The sequence below is a fragment of the Nitrosomonas sp. JL21 genome, from assembly GCF_009833095.1.
GTDB lineage: Bacteria > Pseudomonadota > Gammaproteobacteria > Burkholderiales > Nitrosomonadaceae > Nitrosomonas.
This window is the reverse complement of sequence record NZ_QRCB01000009.1, coordinates 1-19,216: the sequence shown is the minus strand read 5'-3', so window position 1 is coordinate 19,216 and position 19,216 is coordinate 1. Positions and strand designations below refer to the sequence as shown.

At 43.0% G+C, this 19,216-nt stretch carries 23 protein-coding genes; all 23 read left to right on the top strand.

Annotation, left to right across the window (positions count from 1 at the left end; translation table 11 throughout):
* The first annotated feature begins 11 nt into the window (after positions 1 to 11).
* On the top strand, positions 12 to 569 hold the full coding sequence (gene rsmD / locus ABF87_RS03735; protein ID WP_345789870.1) for a 16S rRNA (guanine(966)-N(2))-methyltransferase RsmD: 558 nt from the start codon (positions 12 to 14) through the stop codon (positions 567 to 569).
* Positions 562 to 1,041: a pantetheine-phosphate adenylyltransferase gene (coaD, locus tag ABF87_RS03730; RefSeq protein WP_160827795.1), complete on the top strand. Its 480-nt coding sequence runs from the start codon at positions 562 to 564 to the stop codon at positions 1,039 to 1,041. The genes rsmD and coaD overlap by 8 nt, the downstream gene beginning before the upstream one ends.
* Positions 1,042 to 1,058: 17 nt before the next feature.
* Positions 1,059 to 1,307, top strand: a complete 249-nt coding sequence (locus ABF87_RS03725; protein WP_160827794.1) for a YfhL family 4Fe-4S dicluster ferredoxin — start codon at positions 1,059 to 1,061, stop codon at positions 1,305 to 1,307.
* Positions 1,308 to 1,730: 423 nt separating this feature from the next.
* Complete coding sequence (locus ABF87_RS03720) at positions 1,731 to 2,771, top strand: type IV pilus twitching motility protein PilT (RefSeq protein ID WP_160827793.1); 1,041 nt, start codon at positions 1,731 to 1,733, stop codon at positions 2,769 to 2,771.
* A gap of 34 nt (positions 2,772 to 2,805) precedes the next feature.
* Positions 2,806 to 3,942: a PilT/PilU family type 4a pilus ATPase gene (locus tag ABF87_RS03715; protein WP_160827792.1), complete on the top strand. Its 1,137-nt coding sequence runs from the start codon at positions 2,806 to 2,808 to the stop codon at positions 3,940 to 3,942.
* A gap of 236 nt (positions 3,943 to 4,178) precedes the next feature.
* Positions 4,179 to 4,559 (top strand): ATP synthase subunit I, encoded by a 381-nt coding sequence (locus ABF87_RS03710; RefSeq protein WP_160827791.1) that lies wholly within the window; start codon positions 4,179 to 4,181, stop codon positions 4,557 to 4,559.
* A gap of 24 nt (positions 4,560 to 4,583) precedes the next feature.
* Positions 4,584 to 5,393: a F0F1 ATP synthase subunit A gene (gene atpB, locus ABF87_RS03705; protein WP_160827790.1), complete on the top strand. Its 810-nt coding sequence runs from the start codon at positions 4,584 to 4,586 to the stop codon at positions 5,391 to 5,393.
* A 55-nt stretch (positions 5,394 to 5,448) separates the two neighbouring features.
* On the top strand, positions 5,449 to 5,721 hold the full coding sequence (gene atpE, locus ABF87_RS03700) for a F0F1 ATP synthase subunit C (protein ID WP_046848906.1): 273 nt from the start codon (positions 5,449 to 5,451) through the stop codon (positions 5,719 to 5,721).
* Positions 5,722 to 5,766: 45 nt separating this feature from the next.
* Complete coding sequence (locus tag ABF87_RS03695) at positions 5,767 to 6,240, top strand: F0F1 ATP synthase subunit B (RefSeq protein ID WP_160827789.1); 474 nt, start codon at positions 5,767 to 5,769, stop codon at positions 6,238 to 6,240.
* Positions 6,240 to 6,776: a F0F1 ATP synthase subunit delta gene (locus ABF87_RS03690; protein WP_160827788.1), complete on the top strand. Its 537-nt coding sequence runs from the start codon at positions 6,240 to 6,242 to the stop codon at positions 6,774 to 6,776. Before ABF87_RS03695 ends, ABF87_RS03690 begins: the two co-directional genes overlap by 1 nt.
* Before the next feature lie 10 nt (positions 6,777 to 6,786).
* The gene (gene atpA, locus ABF87_RS03685) at positions 6,787 to 8,328 is read left to right on the top strand and encodes a F0F1 ATP synthase subunit alpha (protein ID WP_160827787.1); all 1,542 of its coding nucleotides are present in this window, start codon (positions 6,787 to 6,789) and stop codon (positions 8,326 to 8,328) included.
* Between the two features lie 4 nt (positions 8,329 to 8,332).
* Positions 8,333 to 9,217 carry a F0F1 ATP synthase subunit gamma gene (gene atpG, locus ABF87_RS03680; protein ID WP_160827786.1) on the top strand — a complete coding sequence of 295 codons (885 nt, stop codon included), beginning with the start codon at positions 8,333 to 8,335 and terminating at the stop codon, positions 9,215 to 9,217.
* 30 nt (positions 9,218 to 9,247) lie between these two features.
* On the top strand, positions 9,248 to 10,627 hold the full coding sequence (gene atpD / locus ABF87_RS03675; RefSeq protein ID WP_160827785.1) for a F0F1 ATP synthase subunit beta: 1,380 nt from the start codon (positions 9,248 to 9,250) through the stop codon (positions 10,625 to 10,627).
* 17 nt (positions 10,628 to 10,644) lie between these two features.
* Complete coding sequence (locus ABF87_RS03670; protein ID WP_160827784.1) at positions 10,645 to 11,067, top strand: F0F1 ATP synthase subunit epsilon; 423 nt, start codon at positions 10,645 to 10,647, stop codon at positions 11,065 to 11,067.
* A gap of 227 nt (positions 11,068 to 11,294) precedes the next feature.
* Positions 11,295 to 12,668, top strand: coding sequence for a bifunctional UDP-N-acetylglucosamine diphosphorylase/glucosamine-1-phosphate N-acetyltransferase GlmU (glmU, locus tag ABF87_RS03665; RefSeq protein ID WP_345789869.1), 1,374 nt, complete (start codon positions 11,295 to 11,297; stop codon positions 12,666 to 12,668).
* Positions 12,669 to 12,719: 51 nt separating this feature from the next.
* Positions 12,720 to 14,567, top strand: a complete 1,848-nt coding sequence (gene glmS / locus ABF87_RS03660) for a glutamine--fructose-6-phosphate transaminase (isomerizing) (protein WP_160827783.1) — start codon at positions 12,720 to 12,722, stop codon at positions 14,565 to 14,567.
* A gap of 149 nt (positions 14,568 to 14,716) precedes the next feature.
* Positions 14,717 to 15,442 carry a YebC/PmpR family DNA-binding transcriptional regulator gene (locus tag ABF87_RS03655; RefSeq protein WP_160827782.1) on the top strand — a complete coding sequence of 242 codons (726 nt, stop codon included), beginning with the start codon at positions 14,717 to 14,719 and terminating at the stop codon, positions 15,440 to 15,442.
* Between the two features lie 26 nt (positions 15,443 to 15,468).
* Entirely contained in the window at positions 15,469 to 15,987 is a 519-nt protein-coding gene (ruvC, locus tag ABF87_RS03650; protein WP_160827972.1) for a crossover junction endodeoxyribonuclease RuvC, read from the top strand.
* Positions 15,984 to 16,568: a Holliday junction branch migration protein RuvA gene (gene ruvA, locus ABF87_RS03645; RefSeq protein WP_160827781.1), complete on the top strand. Its 585-nt coding sequence runs from the start codon at positions 15,984 to 15,986 to the stop codon at positions 16,566 to 16,568. The genes ruvC and ruvA overlap by 4 nt, the downstream gene beginning before the upstream one ends.
* 25 nt (positions 16,569 to 16,593) lie before the next feature.
* Positions 16,594 to 17,637 carry a Holliday junction branch migration DNA helicase RuvB gene (gene ruvB, locus ABF87_RS03640; RefSeq protein WP_160827780.1) on the top strand — a complete coding sequence of 348 codons (1,044 nt, stop codon included), beginning with the start codon at positions 16,594 to 16,596 and terminating at the stop codon, positions 17,635 to 17,637.
* Between the two features lie 23 nt (positions 17,638 to 17,660).
* Entirely contained in the window at positions 17,661 to 18,101 is a 441-nt protein-coding gene (locus ABF87_RS03635) for a hypothetical protein (RefSeq protein ID WP_160827779.1), read from the top strand.
* Positions 18,102 to 18,244: 143 nt separating this feature from the next.
* Entirely contained in the window at positions 18,245 to 18,916 is a 672-nt protein-coding gene (locus ABF87_RS03630; protein WP_160827778.1) for a Bax inhibitor-1/YccA family protein, read from the top strand.
* 14 nt (positions 18,917 to 18,930) lie between these two features.
* Positions 18,931 to 19,216: hypothetical protein (locus ABF87_RS14740; RefSeq protein WP_205012655.1), on the top strand; the 286-nt coding region annotated here is incomplete at its 3' end.

The following is a 19,216-nucleotide window of genomic DNA, read 5'->3' as shown; positions in this document are numbered from 1 at the left end:
ATTTTTGAAGCATGATGGTGTCAACTCGAGGCAAGGTTCGCATTATTGGAGGCGAATGGCGCAGTCGTTTGCTGACTTTCCCGGATTATTCGGACTTAAGACCAACTGCGAATAGAATTCGGGAAACGGTATTCAATTGGTTGGGGCAGGACCTGAGCGGTTTAAATTGCCTCGATTTATTTGCGGGTAGTGGTGCCTTGGGGTTCGAAGCTGCGTCCCGGGGAGCGAAGCGAGTTGTGATGGTGGAGGATGATGCACGTGCTTATGCTGCGCTTCGAGAAAATAAAACAAGGTTGTCGGCGATTCAAGTTGAGTTGCTTAAGATGAATGCCCTGGCTTTTCTGCAATCCGATGTGCGGCAATTTGATCTGATTTTTCTTGATCCGCCTTACCGTCTGGAATTGTTGCCGACATTGCTGCCATTACTGCCAGTTCATCTTGAGAAGGATGGGACGGTTTATATCGAAACACAAGGGAATGGGTGTTCTGATAAAGCGTGGAATGTGACTCGTAGCGGCAGAGCTGGCAAAGTCTGTTATCAGCTTCTGGAGTTAGTATCGCATGGATAAAGTGGTTTACCCCGGTACTTTCGACCCCGTCACGCGCGGACATGAAGATCTGGTGCGTCGTGCCTCGCGTCTGTTTGATCAGGTCATCGTAGCTGTGGCTATCAATAGTGGTAAAAAGCCATTTTTCTCCATCGAGGAACGGGTCGATATGGCGCAGAAAGTTTTAATGGATTGCGAGAACGTCAAGATCATGCCATTTTCAGGTTTGTTGATGAATTTTCTGCAACAGCAGAATGCGCGAATTATTCTGCGCGGCTTACGTGCGGTTTCGGATTTTGAGTATGAATTTCAGATGGCTGGCATGAACCGCGGAATGTACCCCGATGTGGAGACATTATTTATGACGCCATCCGAGCAATATATGTTCATCTCTGCCACAATCGTTCGTGAGATCGCATCGCTGGGAGGGAATGTTGAAACTTTTGTCCAACCTTTGGTTGCTGAAAAACTGCAAAAAATAGTTATAAGATAGGTTTGTGAGATAACAAGATGGCACTGATTATTACCGACGAATGTATCAATTGCGATGTGTGTGAACCAGAGTGCCCTAACGGAGCCATTTCGCAAGGTGAAGAAATCTACTTGATCGATCCGAATTTATGCACAGAATGTGTGGGACACTACAATGAACCTCAGTGTGTTGAGGTATGCCCTGTCGATTGCATCATTATCAATCCTGATAAGATTGAGAGCAAAGAGGAGTTACGAGCTAAATATCAAGCTCTTGTTTCCAAATAAGCGAATGGTGTCGGAAGAGATGCTACGCTCAGACATATGGGGAGTCAAACTCAAAATTCTGCTTTTATCGCGCTCATCTGCGATGTTTGACGATCCCTCTTTTCAGAATTTCTCGCGATCATTACTGTGAATTTTCCTTGGCAATAAGAACATGCGTCGTCCTATATGGCTATGCTGAATAGAGATCGGTACAGCGCCCTGTAAAGCAATCGAAATCGATAAAACTTCAAGTGCATTATTTCTTTGACTGAAAAGAGTGAATGATCTTTTCTGTCTCACATAGTGCTTCGTTTGATAAATTTACCCTTAATTTTTATTTCCTTGTCCCGTTAGCAAGTTGGAGTTGGTTAACTCGAAGCTTGTATTTCTAGATATTTTTCTCGCATTAGCAATACCACTAAATTGTCTCAAGAGGGCATCATAATGAACATATTGGAGCTGTTGGCTTTCGTGGTAAAAAATAGCGCATCAGATTTGCATTTATCTGCGGGTATGCCTCCGATGATTCGTGTTCATGGTGAAATTCGGCGCATCAATTTGCCCGAAATGAATCATAAGGAAGTGCATGAAATGATCTATGACATCATGAATGATAGTCAAAGAAAATTCTATGAAGAACATCTGGAATGTGATTTTTCTTTTGCAGTTCCCAATCTTGCCCGTTTTCGTGTGAATGCATTCAGTACACAGCGCGGTGCTGCGGCTGTGATGCGGACGATTCCGTCCAAAGTGCTCAGTTTGGAAGATATCAAGGCTCCCAAGATATTCGCTGAAATTGCTAAGCAGCCTCGCGGCGTCGTATTGGTGACAGGACCTACTGGATCAGGAAAATCAACCACATTGGCTGCCATGATCAATGATATTAATGAAAATGAGTATGGTCATATCCTCACGTTGGAAGATCCCATTGAGTTTGTGCATGAAAGTAAGAAATGCTTGATTAATCAGCGCGAAATAGGAAGAGATACCCTGAGTTTTTCCAATGCGCTTCGCTCGGCATTACGTGAGGATCCGGACATCATTTTAGTGGGCGAAATGCGTGATCTGGAAACGATTCGCTTGGCAATGACTGCAGCAGAAACGGGTCATTTGGTGTTTGGGACGTTGCACACCAGCTCAGCAGCTAAAACTATTGACCGTATTATCGATGTGTTTCCGGCAGAAGAGAAAGAAATGATGCGGGCTATGCTGTCGGAGTCGCTGCGTGCCGTGATTTCTCAAGCTTTATTGAAAACAAAAGACGGCAAGGGGCGTGTGGCAGCGCATGAAATAATGATCGGCACGCCGGCTATTCGTAATTTGATCCGTGAGGCAAAGGTGGCGCAAATGTATTCAGCGATTCAAACAGGTCAAGGGGTTGGCATGCAAACACTGGATCAGAATCTGACTGATTTGGTAAAACGTAACGTCATCTCAGTCGCAGAAGCAAGAAGTAAAGCCATGAATAAAGATAATTTCAGATAAAAGATTCAGATCAATCAGAATTTAGAGGTGCGCAATGGATAAAGAACAAGCGATGAAATTTATGTGCGATCTGCTGCGTTTGATGCTCAGCAAGAAAGCATCAGATCTGTTTATAACAGCGGGTTTTCCGCCTGCAATGAAAATAGATGGAAAAATGACGCCGGTTTCGCAGCAAACGCTGACAGCACAGCATACCGAAATGCTGGCGAAAGCCATTATGAATGAGGGTCAATGCACAGAATTCGAAACCCGCAAAGAAGCCAATTTTGCAATTAATCCGCCCGGAATTGGGCGTTTTCGTGTAAATGCCTTCGTTCAGCAGCAGCGCGTAGGTATAGTGCTTCGAACCATCACAACAAAAATTCCGGAGTTTGATGATTTGGGGTTGCCGCAAGTGCTGAAGGAAGTGGTAATGAGCAAACGAGGATTGGTGATTTTTGTCGGTGGAACCGGTTCTGGAAAATCGACGTCAATGGCAGCACTCATCGGTCATAGGAACAGAAATAGTTACGGTCATATCATCACGATTGAAGACCCAGTAGAGTATGTGCATGAGCATATCAATTGTGTAATTACTCAGCGCGAAGTAGGCGTGGATACGGACTCGTGGGAAGCGGCATTAAAAAATACTCTGCGACAAGCACCGGATGTCATCTTGATCGGGGAAATTCGAGACCGTGAAACGATGGAGCATGCGATTGCCTTTGCTGAAACAGGCCATCTTTGTATGGGAACACTGCACGCAAATAGTGCAAATCAAGCTCTTGATCGTATCATCAACTTTTTCCCGGAAGAGCGACGTACGCAGTTGCTGATGGACTTGTCGTTGAATTTAAGAGCATTAGTAGCGCAGCGATTGATTCCTGCCAAAGATGGTCAGGGCCGCGTAGCGGCAATTGAAGTGCTACTGAATTCTCCGTTGATAGCGGATCTGATTTTCAAGGGTAATGTTCACGAAATTAAAGAGATCATGAAAAAATCTCGCGAAATGGGTATGCAGACTTTCGATACCGCCCTATTCGAGCTTTATGAAACAGGGAAAATCAGTTACGAAGACGCGTTAAGAAATGCCGATTCTATGAACGAACTTAGATTGCAAATTAAGATCGCCGGAGCAGAAGTTAAAAACACAGATTTTTCATCAAATATAAAACACTTGTCTATCACATAAGAGAAATATATGCATGAATTGATCAGTAACTATTCCTTTTCTTTGTATATCTCTCTCTTTCTCATTCAAATGAGATCATTTTTATTTCAATAAGCTATCTTAATCCCGGATTGCTCCTTAAAATCACGCCAGTTTCCATTCATTGACTCAATAAGTTAATTGGGCTAACATACGCGCTTTTTTAAGCGTGCAGAAATACAGTCTGAAAGACTGCTCTAGCAGAAAAATCAAGTAATGTGTCTTGGATAAAAAATAGACCACTTTATATTGTTCTGCGTATACAAAGCCTTATTACTATCGTAATAGCAGGATTTTTTCTGATTTTTTTTGATGTGCATAGTGGCATGTCGGCGATATTGGGCGGAGCTGTTAGTGTAGCGTCATCAGCCGCCTTTGCAATCATCGTATCCAGTAAAATAGGATACATAGCCAGTGATACAGTTAGGTTGGCTTTACGAGCTGAAGCGGTAAAAATAATACTAACGATAGGCTTGTTATGGGTAGTATTCAAATTTTATGCGAGCGTGAATGCAATAGTTTTCGTAGGAACATTCATTTTTATTGTTTTGATTCATAGCTTGGCCTTGTTGGTAACAGATGATACAAAGAAAAGCTAATTCATATAAGTAATCGGGAAGCGCATGGCATCAGGAACAGAACTCACTCCAACATCCTATATTGATCATCATCTCACTTATTTAACAGCGCAAGTCGGCGAAGGTTCATTTTGGGTTTTGCATGTTGATACTTTGATAACATCTATAATTTTAGGTGTCATCAGTCTCGGCTTTATTTGGCTAGTAGTGCGTAAGGCTACACCAGGTGTGCCTTCAAAAAGACAAGCATTTGTCGAGCTCGCTGTAGAATTCATAGATAATGAGGTGAAAAATACTTTTCATGGTAATCGGCATGCGTTTGTCGCTCCTGCGGCATTGACGGTTTTTATCTGGGTGCTGATGATGAATGCAATGGATATTCTGCCGATCGACATCATGGCGTGGATTCTGGAGCATGGATTCGGCTTGCATAACTGGAAGATTGTGCCAACTACCGATGTCAATACTACATTTGCTTTGGCGCTTTCGATATGGTTTTTGATGCTGTTCTTTAATGTGAAAGTGAAAGGACTCGGGGGTTGGTTGCATGAGCTTTTTTGTACGCCATTTGGAAGTAATCCATTGCTGTGGATTTTGAATCTACTATTCAACTTCATCGAGTATGTCTCTAAACCGCTATCGCATTCGCTGCGTCTATTCGGGAATATTTATGCTGGGGAGATAATTTTCTTGTTGCTAGGTATGTGGGCGGCAACAGGGATATCCGGCACAATCTTTGGTTCTATTCTCGGTGCTGGATGGGCAATATTTCACATATTGATCGTAACGCTGCAGGCATTCATTTTTATGATGCTAACAGTGGTTTATATCTCAATGGCTCATGAATCTCACTGAGTTTTAAAAGCTTCTTTTTGTTGTATATTATTAATCTTGATAAAGGGAAATTATAATGGAGAATTTGCAGTTTTTGGCAATGATTCAGGCGTACACCGGGATTGGCATTGGTTTGATGATCGGTCTAGGTGCGGCAGGAGCATGTATTGGTGTGGGTGTGATGTGCAGTCGTTTTCTAGAAGGAGCGGCTCGCCAACCTGAGATGATTCCAACTTTGCAAGGCAAGGTATTTCTTTTACTTGGTTTGACTGATGCGTCATTCATTATTGCTGTAGGATTGGCTATGTTGTTTGCTTTCGGCAATCCATTGCTGGCAGTAATTCAATAATAATGTTTTATTGCTGTTGTATAGATCAGATTTTACAGGCTTGTCATGAATATTAACTTTACTTTAATTTCTCAGGCGATAGCCTTCTCGGTGTTTATTTGGTTCACGATTAAGTTTGTTTGGCCACCCTTATTGCGAGCGATTGAAGATCGCCAAAAAACTATAGCTGATGGGTTAGCTGCTGGTGAGCGAGGTCGTCATGAGTTAGAACTGGCAAGTCAACGCTCGTCTGATGTTTTGAAAGAAGCTAAGCAACGTGCTTCCGAGATCATTCTGCAAGCAGAAAAGCGAGCAACGGAAGTAGTTGAAGAAGCCAAGCGAACCGCAAAAGAAGAAGGGGATCGAATAGTTGCCGGTGCCAAAGCGGATATAGAGCATGAAATGTTTAGCGCCAAAGAAGCGCTGCGCCAACATGCTGCGCAATTGGCAGTGGCGGGCGCTGCTAAAATCTTGCGGCGTGAAGTCGATGCCAAGGCGCATGCAGATATATTAGCTTCAATTGAGGAAGACTTGAAATAATGGCTGAAGCGATTACAGTTGCTAGACCTTATGCTGAGGCAGTGTATAAGCATGCTGCGGCCAGTAATGAACTATCTCAATGGTCAAAAATGTTGCAACTTGCCGCAATGATTGCCGAGAGTGGCGAATTCAAATTGCTGGTAGGTAATCCTGTGGTTACGGCGAAGCAATTGGGAGAAATATTTCTTGAGATCGGCAAGAGTAAATTTAATTCAGAGGCTCGTAATCTATTGATGCTATTGGCAGATAATAAACGAATGCAGGTATTGCCACAGATTAGTCAACTCTTCGAGCAATTAAAAGCCCAGCATGAAGGGGTGTTAGAAGCCAAGATAGTGAGCGCTTTTGCCTTAGAAGGAAAGCAGCTTAGAAAATTGGTAGACGATCTCGAACAAAAGTTTAAGCGCAAAATAGAGGCTCGGGTGAGTGTGGATCCAGAGTTAATTGGCGGTGTAAAAGTTGAAATTGGTGATGAGATTCTTGATGCCTCGGTGCGCGGTAAATTAGAAGCCATGGCCATTGCCCTTAAAAGCTAGGAGTTAAAAAATGCAGTTAAATCCATCCGAAATCAGTGAACTGATTAAAAAAAGGATAGAAGGACTTGTTGATACAGCAGAGGTTCGTACACAAGGCACCATTGTTTCGGTGACAGATGGCATTGTGCGTATTCATGGCTTATCAGATGTTATGCAGGGCGAGATGTTGGAGTTCCCTGGAAATACTTATGGTTTGGCTTTGAATCTTGAGAGAGATTCAGTGGGGGCCGTGATCATGGGTGCTTATGAGCATATTCGTGAGGGCGACACGGTCAAGTGCACTGGTCGCATTCTTGAAGTACCGGTAGGTGAAGGATTGCTCGGTCGCGTAGTAAATTCGCTAGGGCAGCCCATTGATGGTAAAGGCCCGATTACAGCAGCAAAATCTGAGCCTATCGAAAAAATTGCTCCAGGGGTTATTTGGCGGCAGTCAGTTGATCAACCGGTTCAAACTGGGCTCAAATCAGTGGATTCCATGGTTCCAATTGGACGTGGCCAGAGGGAATTGATTATCGGTGATCGTCAAACAGGAAAAACTGCAGTGGCCATTGATGCAATTCTTAATCAAAAAGGCCAAAACATGCTTTGTATCTATGTTGCGGTCGGCCAAAAAGCATCCTCGATAGCTAACGTGGTTCGCAAATTGGAAGAACATGGTGCGATGGAATATACCATCGTCGTGGCAGCAACAGCATCAGAATCCGCTGCTATGCAATTTATTGCTCCGTATTCAGGCTGTACGATGGGGGAATATTTTCGCGACAAAGGTCAGGACGCACTGATCGTTTACGATGATTTGACCAAGCAAGCATGGGCTTATAGGCAAATTTCTCTGTTATTGAGACGTCCACCGGGTCGAGAGGCTTATCCCGGTGATGTTTTTTATCTTCATTCTCGTTTACTAGAGAGAGCAGCGCGAGTAAGCGCTGCATATGTCGAAAAAGCTACCGACGGCGCTGTAAAAGGAAAAACTGGATCTTTGACGGCTCTGCCGATTATTGAAACACAGGCTGGTGACGTGACCGCTTTCGTTCCAACCAACGTAATTTCAATTACTGACGGGCAAATATTTCTTGAAACCGGTTTGTTTAATGCAGGGATTCGACCTGCGATCAATGCTGGTGTTTCGGTTTCACGTGTAGGAGGTGCTGCACAAACTAAGGTAATCAAGAAACTTGGTGGTGGCATACGCTTGGCATTAGCTCAATATCGGGAATTGGCAGCATTTGCACAATTTGCTTCGGATTTGGACGAAGCAACCCGTAAACAGCTTGAACGCGGAAAGATGGCAACAGAATTGATGAAGCAGCCCCAGTATGCAACGCTTAGCGTTTCAGAAATGGCGCTCACACTTTTTGCAATCAACAATGGCTACTTTGATGATGTTGAAGTAAATCGTGCATTAGCATTTGAATCCGCATTGAAAAGCTATATACGCAGTCAGCACGGTGCCATATTGGATAAAATTGAGAAAAGTAAGGAATTGGATGCTGAAACCGAAAAAGAGTTGACAGCAGCAATTCAAGAATTCAAGCAAAACGGAACATACTAAGCAAATGGCTGGCAGCAGAGAAATCCGGAATAAAATCAAGAGCGTAAAGAATACGCAAAAGATAACGCGTGCCATGGAAATGGTGGCGGCATCAAAAATGCGTAAAGCTCAGGATCGCATGAAAAAGGCCCGTCCCTACGGGGAGAAAATACGTAATGTGGCAGCTCACATGAGCCGGGCTAATACTGAGTATCGACATCCTTTTTTGATCGCTCGGGATACAGTCAAGCGTGTGGGTATTATCATCGTGACGTCGGATAAAGGACTTTGTGGTGGATTAAATACCAATATCTTGCGTAGAGCTCTTACTCAGATGAAGAATTGGCAATCAGAAGGCGAACAAATCGAAGTGTGCTGTATCGGTAACAAAGGTTTGGGCTTCATGAGCCGAATTGGCGCGAATGTCATTTCTCAAGTGGTGGCTTTAGGCGATACGCCTGACATGTCAAGACTGATAGGTGCAGTTAAAGTGGTATTAGATGGTTATACCAATGATCAATTCGATCGTGTATATGTTTTCTATAATCGTTTTATCAATACCATGAAACAAGAGCCTGTCATGGAGCAATTGCTTCCGTTGACTGATGAACGCATGCATAGTGATGAATCGGGTAGTGATAAACCTAAAACTACCTGGGATTATATTTACGAGCCAGAAGCGAAACCAGTCATTGATGATATTATGGTGCGTTATGTGGAAGCATTAATCTATCAGGCGGTTACTGAGAATATGGCATCCGAACAATCTGCGCGTATGGTAGCTATGAAAGCAGCATCAGATAATGCCGGCAGTGTTATTGATGAATTAACGTTGATTTATAACAAATCACGACAAGCCGCAATTACCAAAGAATTGTCTGAAATTGTCGGTGGTGCTGCGGCCGTTTAAAATTTTTGTATATAAGTTTAGGGAACAACGATGAGTCAAGGAAAAATTGTTCAGTGTATTGGTGCAGTGATTGATGTGGAGTTTGCGCGCGAATCCCTCCCAAAAGTTTATGATGCATTGGTTATGGAAGGATCAGATCTAACGCTAGAAGTGCAACAACAGCTTGGTGATGGCGTTGTCCGCACTATTGCACTGGGATCTTCCGATGGGTTACGTCGGGGAATGATCGTCCAGAATACTGGTAAACAAATTTCAGTGCCGGTAGGAACGAAGACATTGGGAAGAATCATGGATGTATTGGGTCGTCCAATTGATGAAATGGGTGATATTGGAGCCGAGCAGCATATGTCGATTCATCGTGAAGCACCTGCTTTTGATGAGTTATCGGCATCGACTGAATTGTTGGAAACCGGAATCAAAGTGATCGATTTGATTTGTCCGTTTGCTAAGGGTGGAAAGGTTGGGCTTTTTGGCGGCGCTGGAGTCGGTAAAACTGTCAATATGATGGAATTGATTCGTAATATTGCGATTGAGCACAGCGGCTACTCAGTTTTTGCAGGCGTAGGAGAACGTACGCGTGAAGGTAATGACTTTTATCATGAGATGAAAGACTCTAAAGTTCTTGATAAGGTCGCTCTCGTGTATGGTCAAATGAATGAACCGCCCGGTAATCGTCTTCGCGTAGCACTTACCGGTTTGACCATGGCTGAATCATTTCGTGATGAGGGGCGTGACGTGTTGTTCTTTGTCGATAACATTTATCGATACACCTTAGCAGGAACCGAAGTATCTGCATTGTTGGGTCGTATGCCGTCTGCGGTGGGATATCAGCCTACCCTTGCTGAGGAGATGGGAAGACTGCAAGAGCGTATTACTTCTACGAAGACAGGTTCTATTACTTCGATTCAAGCAGTCTATGTGCCGGCGGACGATTTAACTGATCCATCGCCAGCAACTACCTTTGGTCACTTGGATGCGACGGTCGTGTTGTCACGTGATATTGCTTCACTGGGAATTTATCCAGCCGTAGATCCTTTAGATTCCACTTCCCGTCAACTTGATCCACAAGTTGTAGGTGAAGATCACTATAATACCGCTCGGGCTGTACAGCAAACTTTGCAACGATATAAAGAATTGAGAGACATTATCGCTATTTTGGGAATGGATGAACTTTCACCCGAAGATAAATTGGTTGTAAGCCGGGCCCGTAAAATTCAACGCTTCCTGTCGCAACCTTTTAATGTTGCAGAGGTCTTTACTGGATCTCCTGGAAAATATGTCTCTCTCAAGGATACTATCAAAGGATTTAAAGGTATTGTTGAAGGTGAATATGATGAACTACCTGAGCAGGCATTTTATATGGTCGGTAGTATCGAAGAAGCTGTGGAAAAATCTAAAACTCTTCAATAATCAGAGGAATAATTGTGATGGGCACCATTTTTCATCTTGATATCGTAAGTGCCGAAGAGTCTATTTATTCTGGACCAGTGGAATTTTTAGTTGCACCAGCGCAAATGGGAGAAGTAGGTATTTATCCCCGTCATACTCCTATGCTGACGAAGATTAAGTCTGGGATGGTTCGCGTTAAGGCACAATTGAAAGAAGAAGAGTTAATTTATGTGTCAGGCGGTATGCTGGAAGTTCAGCCGGATGTTGTCACAATTCTGGCAGATACTGCCGTACGCAGCCATGATCTTGATGAAGTGAAAGCATTAGAAGCCAAACGAGTTGCAGAGGAGGCTATGCAAAATCGTGAATCCGAATTGGATTATGCTAAAGCGCAAGCTGAGTTGATCGAAGCGATGGCACAATTGGCGGCAATTGATAAATTGAGAAAGCGGGGACATTAATTGTTCCAAAATTAAAAAGGCGACATGCGATATGTCGCCTTTTTTCATTTATACAAAAGATATTGACTTTGCTAGGAATCAAATATTACCGGCTCTGAAAAATTCTTCGATAAAGATTAATCATTGTTTTGGAAGAATATCTATAAACAATGAGATTTATACAAATGATTGTGTACTTCTAAGAAATTGATTAACCCATCTATTTTTACCAGAAGGAAACTACTATTGTGACAAAGCTGAATATCGTAATTCTTGCGGCGGGTGTTGGAAAGCGCATGCAATCATCTCTGCCAAAAGTTCTGCATCCATTGGCGGGCATGCCTTTACTTCTTCATATCATTAAAACGGTCAGTTCGCTAATGCCTCATAAAATATGCACAGTAATAGGGCATGGCGGGGAAAAAATTAAACAAGCAATCCCCATGGCCGATCTGACATGGGTTGTACAAGAACATCAGCTTGGCACGGGGCATGCTGTCATGCAGGCACAATCCCATCTCGATCCAGAGGGCTTAACTCTGATACTGTACGGTGATGTTCCACTAATTAAGGCTGATACTCTCAAGAAATTGCTGGATGCTGTAGAAGATAAACATTGCGCATTACTTACATCCACCATGGAAAACCCAAGTGGTTATGGTCGAATTTTACGAAATGCTGAGACAGGCGTGATTACGGGAATCATCGAACAAAAAGACGCCAGCCAAGAACAACAAAATATATGTGAAATTAATACGGGAATTATGGCAATTCCCAATCGTTATTTGCATGAGTGGTTATCAAAAATTAATAATAAAAATGCGCAAGGGGAATATTATTTGACAGATCTCATTGAGATTGCTGCAAGCCAAGGCATAACTGTTAAATCAGTTCAGCCTGACAATTTCTGGGAGATCATGGGCGTCAATAATAAAACTCAACTTGCCGAACTGGAACGAATTTATCAAAAAGAATATGCAAATAAATTATTGGATCAAGGTGTTACTTTAATGGACCCGGCGCGGATTGATGTGCGAGGTGAGTTGACTTGTGGATCAGATGTCACAATTGATGTTGATTGTATTTTTGAAGGGATTGTCAAGCTGGGCGATGGCGTGCATGTAAGTTCCCATTGCATTTTGAAAAATGTTATTGTTGCAGCAGGAACGCAGATTGCTCCCTGCAGTGTCATTGAAGATACCGAGATAGGAGCAAGCTGTAAGATTGGTCCTTTTGCAAGAATTCGTCCTGGCACTATGCTTCTGGATAAAGTGCATATCGGTAATTTTGTTGAAGTGAAGAATAGCCACATAGCTGCTGGAAGTAAAGCTAATCACCTAAGTTATATTGGGGACTCCGAGGTTGGAGAGAGAGTCAATATCGGTGCAGGAACCATTACCTGCAATTATGATGGCGCAAATAAGCATCGAACCATCATAGAAGATGATGTGTTCATCGGATCCGATACACAGCTTGTCGCACCCGTCAGAGTTTCTAAAGGTTCTACTATTGGAGCGGGATCGACGATTACAAAAGATACGCCCGAAGATGCGTTGACTTTGTCGCGAGCTAAGCAAGTGAGCGTTTCTGATTGGAAACGTCCAACAAAATCTAAAAAATAAAATTCCAACGTCATTGAGTGAGAAAACTCGCTGTATAAGGGAGAAGTTGAGATGTGCGGAATAGTTGGGGCAATTGCGAAAGTAAACATAGTACCTGTTCTCTTAGAGGGATTGTTGCGTCTAGAGTACAGAGGTTATGATTCGGCAGGATTGGTGGTAACCAATGATGGCTTGCATCGATTGCGTACGACGGGGCGAGTAACTGAATTACGAAAACTTGCTGCAGAACAGAAAACATCTGGGCTGGCAGGCATTGCACACACGCGCTGGGCAACACATGGAGAGCCTTCTGAACGCAATGCTCATCCTCATTTTTCAGGAGAAGAATTACGAATAGCTGTCGTTCATAACGGCATCATCGAAAATCATGAAGACATACGTATTTTTCTCAAGAAACAAGGCTACATATTCACTTCGGATACCGATACCGAAGTCATCGCACATTTAATTGCTTTCAAGCTGAAGCAGGCGACTGATTTGATGCAAGCCGTGTGTCTTTCGATAGCTGAGCTTCAGGGCGCTTATGCGATTGCTGTCATGGAAGAAACTCATCCGGAGCGGATTGTTGTAGCAAGAAATGGTGCGCCTTTGTTGATCGGTGTAGGAAAAGATGGGAATTACGTGGCATCGGATTCCTCAGCATTGCTAAAGACTACTCGCAATATTATTTATCTGGAAGAAGGCGATGTCGCTGAAATAAATAGCCAGGAATACCGCATCGTCAATTGTTTGCATAAACAAACGGGCGAGGCGGTTGATCGTATTGTGCACGAAAGTAGTATTTCGAATGAAGCAATTGAATTGGGTCCCTATGCTCATTTCATGCAAAAAGAAATATTCGAGCAACCGAGTGCAGTCGCAAATACACTTGAAATGGTATTCAACGCCCAATCAATTTCGGCTAATTTATTTGGCAATGAAGCAGAAAAAATTTTTTCACGCATCAATCAAGTTCTGATCATCGCGTGTGGAACCAGCTATCATGCTGGCTTGGTAGCTAGATACTGGATGGAAAGTGTTGCCGGCTTACCCTGTAATGTCGAGATAGCCAGCGAATACCGTTATCGTGACCCTATTGCCGATCCCGATACGCTAGTCATCGGAATTTCTCAATCGGGCGAGACCGCAGATACGTTAGCGGCGCTGAGTTACGCAAGAAAATTAGGTCATCTTTACAGCTTGGCAATTTGTAACGTTCCAGAAAGCGCATTGATACGTCAGACCACGTTGCGATTTCTAACTCGAGCAGGCCCAGAAATTGGCGTGGCGTCAACCAAAGCTTTTACGACACAACTTGCTTCACTCTTGTTGCTGGCTGTAACACTTGCAAAAATCCGCCGCCATCTATCCCCAGAGGATGAGAAAAAAATGATTGCGGCGCTAAGACATTTACCTCTTGCGTTACATAATGTTTTACAAGTAGAGTCGCAAGTCAAGAACTGGGCCAGAAATTTTGCCCAGAAAAGACATGCATTGTTTCTGGGGCGTGGCGTTCATTATCCGATTGCCATGGAAGGCGCCCTGAAGCTCAAGGAAATCTCTTATATTCATGCTGAGGCATATGCAGCAGGTGAGTTGAAGCATGGACCGTTAGCGCTAGTTGATAGCGAAATGCCAATCGTTGCGATTGCACCTAATGATCAATTGCTTGGAAAACTCAAGTCCAATTTGCAAGAAGTACATGCGCGCGGGGGGGAGCTCTATGTATTTGCAGATGCTGATTCTCACATTACGGAAAGTAAAAACTTGCACGCCATTCGATTAGCCGAACATGCTGGTTTACTCAGTCCAATTCTTCATACCATTCCTTTGCAGTTTCTAGCCTATCATGTCGCATTGGAGAAAAGAACGGATGTCGATAAACCGAGAAATCTAGCTAAAGCGGTAACAGTCGAATAATGTCAAATCTATCTATCGAGATGATTCTGACTTGACCAGAGGCTTTGATTCAGAATTAAGAAATACAAGAGCTGATTATCGTTGAAAAGCTTGTATACTTCTGATATCAACTATTGGTATACGTTGGCTTAAGAAAGGGTAATTGAAATATGGCAGGTCATAGCAAATGGGCTAATATTAAGCATAAGAAAGCTGCGCAGGATGCCAAGCGCGGAAAAGTTTTTACTCGACTAATCAAGGAAATCACTGTGGCTGCTCGAATGGGGGGCAGTGATATTAGCAGTAACCCGCGTTTGCGGTTGGCTGTTGACAAGGCATATGATCAGAACATGCCAAAAGATAATGTTGAACGTGCAATTAAACGTGGAAGTGGTGAACTAGAAGGCGTTGATTATGAAGAGATTCGCTATGAGGGGTATGGAATAGCCGGTGCAGCAGTCATGGTTGATTGCATGACGGATAATCGAGTTCGTACTGTTGCTGATGTGCGGCATGCTTTCACTAAATATGGGGGGAATTTAGGAACGGATGGTTCCGTCAATTTTTTATTCAAGCATTGTGGGCAACTGATCTTCGAACCCGGCACCAATGAAGATAGCCTTATGGAAGCGGCATTAGATGCTGGAGCAGAAGATGTTGTGACTAATGATGATGGCAGCATTGAAGTGATTACTGCACCTTACGAATTTATAAGAATCAAGGAAGCCTTAGAAAAAGCAGGTTTTAAAGCGGAATTGACGGAAGTTACTATGAAACCAAGCAATGAAGCTGTATTGACCGGTGATGACGTAATAAAGATGCAAAAATTAATTGATGCCTTGGAAAATCTTGATGATGTTCAGAATGTATACACTAATGCCGTGCTGGACGAATAAATTCTGTTGTATGTACGGGGGGTAAAATTCGTATTCTCGGTATAGATCCTGGGCTGCGGATCACGGGATTTGGTGTGATTGATCATACAGAGGGCAGTTTATTCTACATTGGTAGTGGCTGTATTAAAACTTCCGAAGGTACCTTACCTGATCGACTTAAAGTGATTTTAGATGGCTTGGATGAAATTATTACCGAATATCGACCTGAATATGTGGCAATTGAGCAGGTGTTTGTTAATATCAATCCTAAATCAACGCTCTTGCTAGGACAGGCCCGTGGTGCAGCGATATGTGCTGCAGTTAAGCAAAATCTGATAATAGCAGAATATACTGCATTGCAAATCAAACAAGCCGTGGTTGGTAATGGTCATGCAAAAAAAAACCAAGTGCAAGACATGGTGGTGCGTTTGCTGAACTTAATGGATAGTCCGCGTGCGGATGCTTCAGATGCTTTAGCATGTGCGATCTGCCATGCACATAATGGATTGAATTTGGGGAGAATTCCATTAACCGGTTATCGTATGAAGCGGGGGCGGTTAGTATGATTGGTCGGTTGGCAGGGATATTGCGTGAAAAACACCCTCCACAGGTAGTATTGGATGTGCAAGGAGTGGGCTATGAGATCGATGTGCCCATGAGTACATTTTATGACCTTCCCGAAACGGGAGTTTCAGTCGCGCTCTATACGCACCTCGTCATTCGTGAGGATATGCATTTGCTGTTCGGTTTTTTAACGGAATCAGAACGGCAAACGTTCCGCATATTGGTGAAAATTTCTGGGATTGGCGCAAGAACGGCATTGGCCCTCCTCTCCGGTTTAAGCGTTTCTGATCTGCATCAGGCGGTAGTTTCGCAAGATAGTGCGAGGCTTATTAAAGTACCGGGGATTGGAAAAAAAACCGCCGAACGCCTGCTGCTGGAATTACGCGATAAATTAAGCTCTGCAGTCAGGGGGCTGAGTCAATCACCAATCCCCATCACAAACTCGGATGACATAATTAATGCTCTATTATCATTGGGTTATAGTGAACGTGAAGCTGACTGGGCGGTCAAAAACGTTACTGTGAATGGGTCGTTATCAGATGGTATTCGACAAGCCCTGCAATTATTATCTAAAGAAAAATAATAAACAATGAGATTCAAGGGATTCCATGATAGAGACTGATCGACTAATGACCGCAGTTTCTTCGTCTTCACAGGAAGATGTGTTTGAGCGCGCATTACGTCCCAAGCAATTCGACGAATATATCGGTCAGGAAAAAATTCTTGCGCAATTGCAGATTTTTATTAAAGCAGCAAAAAATCGTCATGAAGCTCTCGATCATGTTCTGCTGTTTGGTCCGCCAGGATTGGGAAAGACCACACTGGCTCATATTATTTCCCGGGAAATGGGCGTGAGCTTACGTCAGACTTCTGGCCCAGTTCTCGAGCGCCCCGGTGATTTGGCAGCATTATTGACTAATCTTGAACCTAATGATGTTTTGTTTATCGACGAAATTCACCGGTTATCTCCAGTGGTGGAGGAAATTCTCTATCCGGCACTCGAGGATTATCAATTAGATATTATGATTGGTGAGGGTCCAGCAGCAAGATCTGTGAAACTTGATTTGCCGCCCTTTACCTTAGTCGGAGCTACAACCCGCGCCGGTATGCTCACCAACCCCTTGCGTGATCGTTTTGGAATCGTATCGCGCCTCGAGTTTTATTCACCTGGTGAACTCAGCAAAATAGTCACTCGCTCTGCGCGATTATTAAATGTAACAATATCATCGGAGGGTGCTTTTGAGATTGCGCGGCGTTCGCGCGGTACTCCCCGGATAGTCAATCGATTGTTACGCCGGGTTCGTGACTTTGCTGAAGTTAAAGTTGATGGGCACGTTACTCGTCCGGTGGCTGATGAAGCTTTGAGAATGTTGGATGTCGATTTGGTCGGATTGGATATGATGGACCAAAAGCTGCTGTTGACGATAATGGAAAAATTCAATGGCGGCCCGGTAGGCATTGATAATCTCGCTGCTGCTATCAGCGAGGAACGTGATACGATTGAAGAGGTATTGGAACCATATCTGATCCAGCAAGGATTCCTGAAACGTACACCTAGAGGACGTATAGCTACTATTGCCACTTATCGGCATTTTGGTATTGCTATTCCACAGAATGGCGGAAATAGTAGTCTCTGGGAAGATAGTTATTAATAAAAATTTATTTTTGAGTAATTATGCAAGTTCAGACGCTTCGTATTATTGTCGCCGCATTTTTAACGTTCGCTATCATGTTGTTTTTTTATACAGGTCGAGAAAGAGATCATTATAGCCGGAGCGCAGAGCCTGCAATTACTCAAATTCTAAAGGAAATTTCGAGCTGGGATAGATCGGTTGTTTTACTTCACTTGGCACCTGAAACTAAACAAGTGATAAATGATGAGCAATTAGAAAATATACTGACCCAGTATCGCCAGTTTGGTCGATTCAAGACCATTCAAGAATTGAATTTTTCCCGCATGGCCAGTGCGTTTTCTCTGTTGGGAGAAAAACATATTAATTATTCAGGCACAGCAGATTTTGATGCGGGCTTGATCAGCCTCAACATCACGTTGGTCGAACGGGGAGGCTTTTTTCTAGTTTATAATTTTGCACTTTCTAAATCTAAAACTGTTTAAATTTAGAATTCAGATTATTATTAAGAGTGTGTATTTTTAGTCGAAAACAATATGTCATCGGCAATTTGAACCATATGTTTGATATATTAGTCTTAGTATTCACGAGAATGATTTGTATTAATTTTAGATGGAGGTCGTAACAAATGAATCAAAACTATTCGACAGTTGTGCGTAGTTCATCGTCTGGAGTCTCAACCAGCAGAGTATTGCGTAATACTTATATGTTGTTGTCATTGACATTGTTATTCAGCGGTTTCACAGCAGCACTTTCAATGTTTTTGAATATGCCCCAGATGACATATTTGATTTCGGTGATTGGTGGAATGTTAATTGCGATGTTTGTGCTGCCCCGGTTTGCCAATTCACCGGCTGGGATAGGAATTGTTTTCCTAATCACAGGTCTGTTGGGCTTTGGGTTAGGGCCGATACTGACAGTGTATGCATCATTACCTAATGGCAGCAACATTATTACATTATCGTTGGCGGGCACAGGTGTAATATTTATGGGTCTGTCTGCATATGCACTTGCTACGCGAAAAGATTTTAATTTTCTGGGTGGTTTTTTAATGGTCGGTTTTCTACTGATTTTGCTTGCTTCATTAGCTAATATTTTTCTACAGATACCGGTTATGTCATTAGTAATTTCCGCAGCAGTCATTTTAATTATGAGTGGATTCATTTTATATGATACAAGTCGTATCATCCATGGCGGGGAAACCAATTATGTGTTAGCCACTATCGGTTTATATATGACTATTTTTAATATCTTTATCAGCTTGTTGCAGATCTTAGGTATTATGGGTAATGATGATTAAATCTGGATTGCTGAGTGAATATAAAGCCCCGACTATGCCGGGGCTTTTTTTATGAAGAGGATAAAATGGATTGGATGCAAATTTTCTCTGCCTTGGCACTTATAATGTTTATCGTGGTGTTATTTCCAAGAACACGGGAGATGTTAATCAATAGTCCGAAGGGTACACCTTCAGATTGGCTGAGTTTCTTTATTCCTTTGCTTGCGGGACGATTCCTATTCGTTCCTGTCGCAACTGCTTCACCCAACGCCTCAATACCGATTCACCTATCCCTAATGATTGGCTTGCCTCTATTATCGT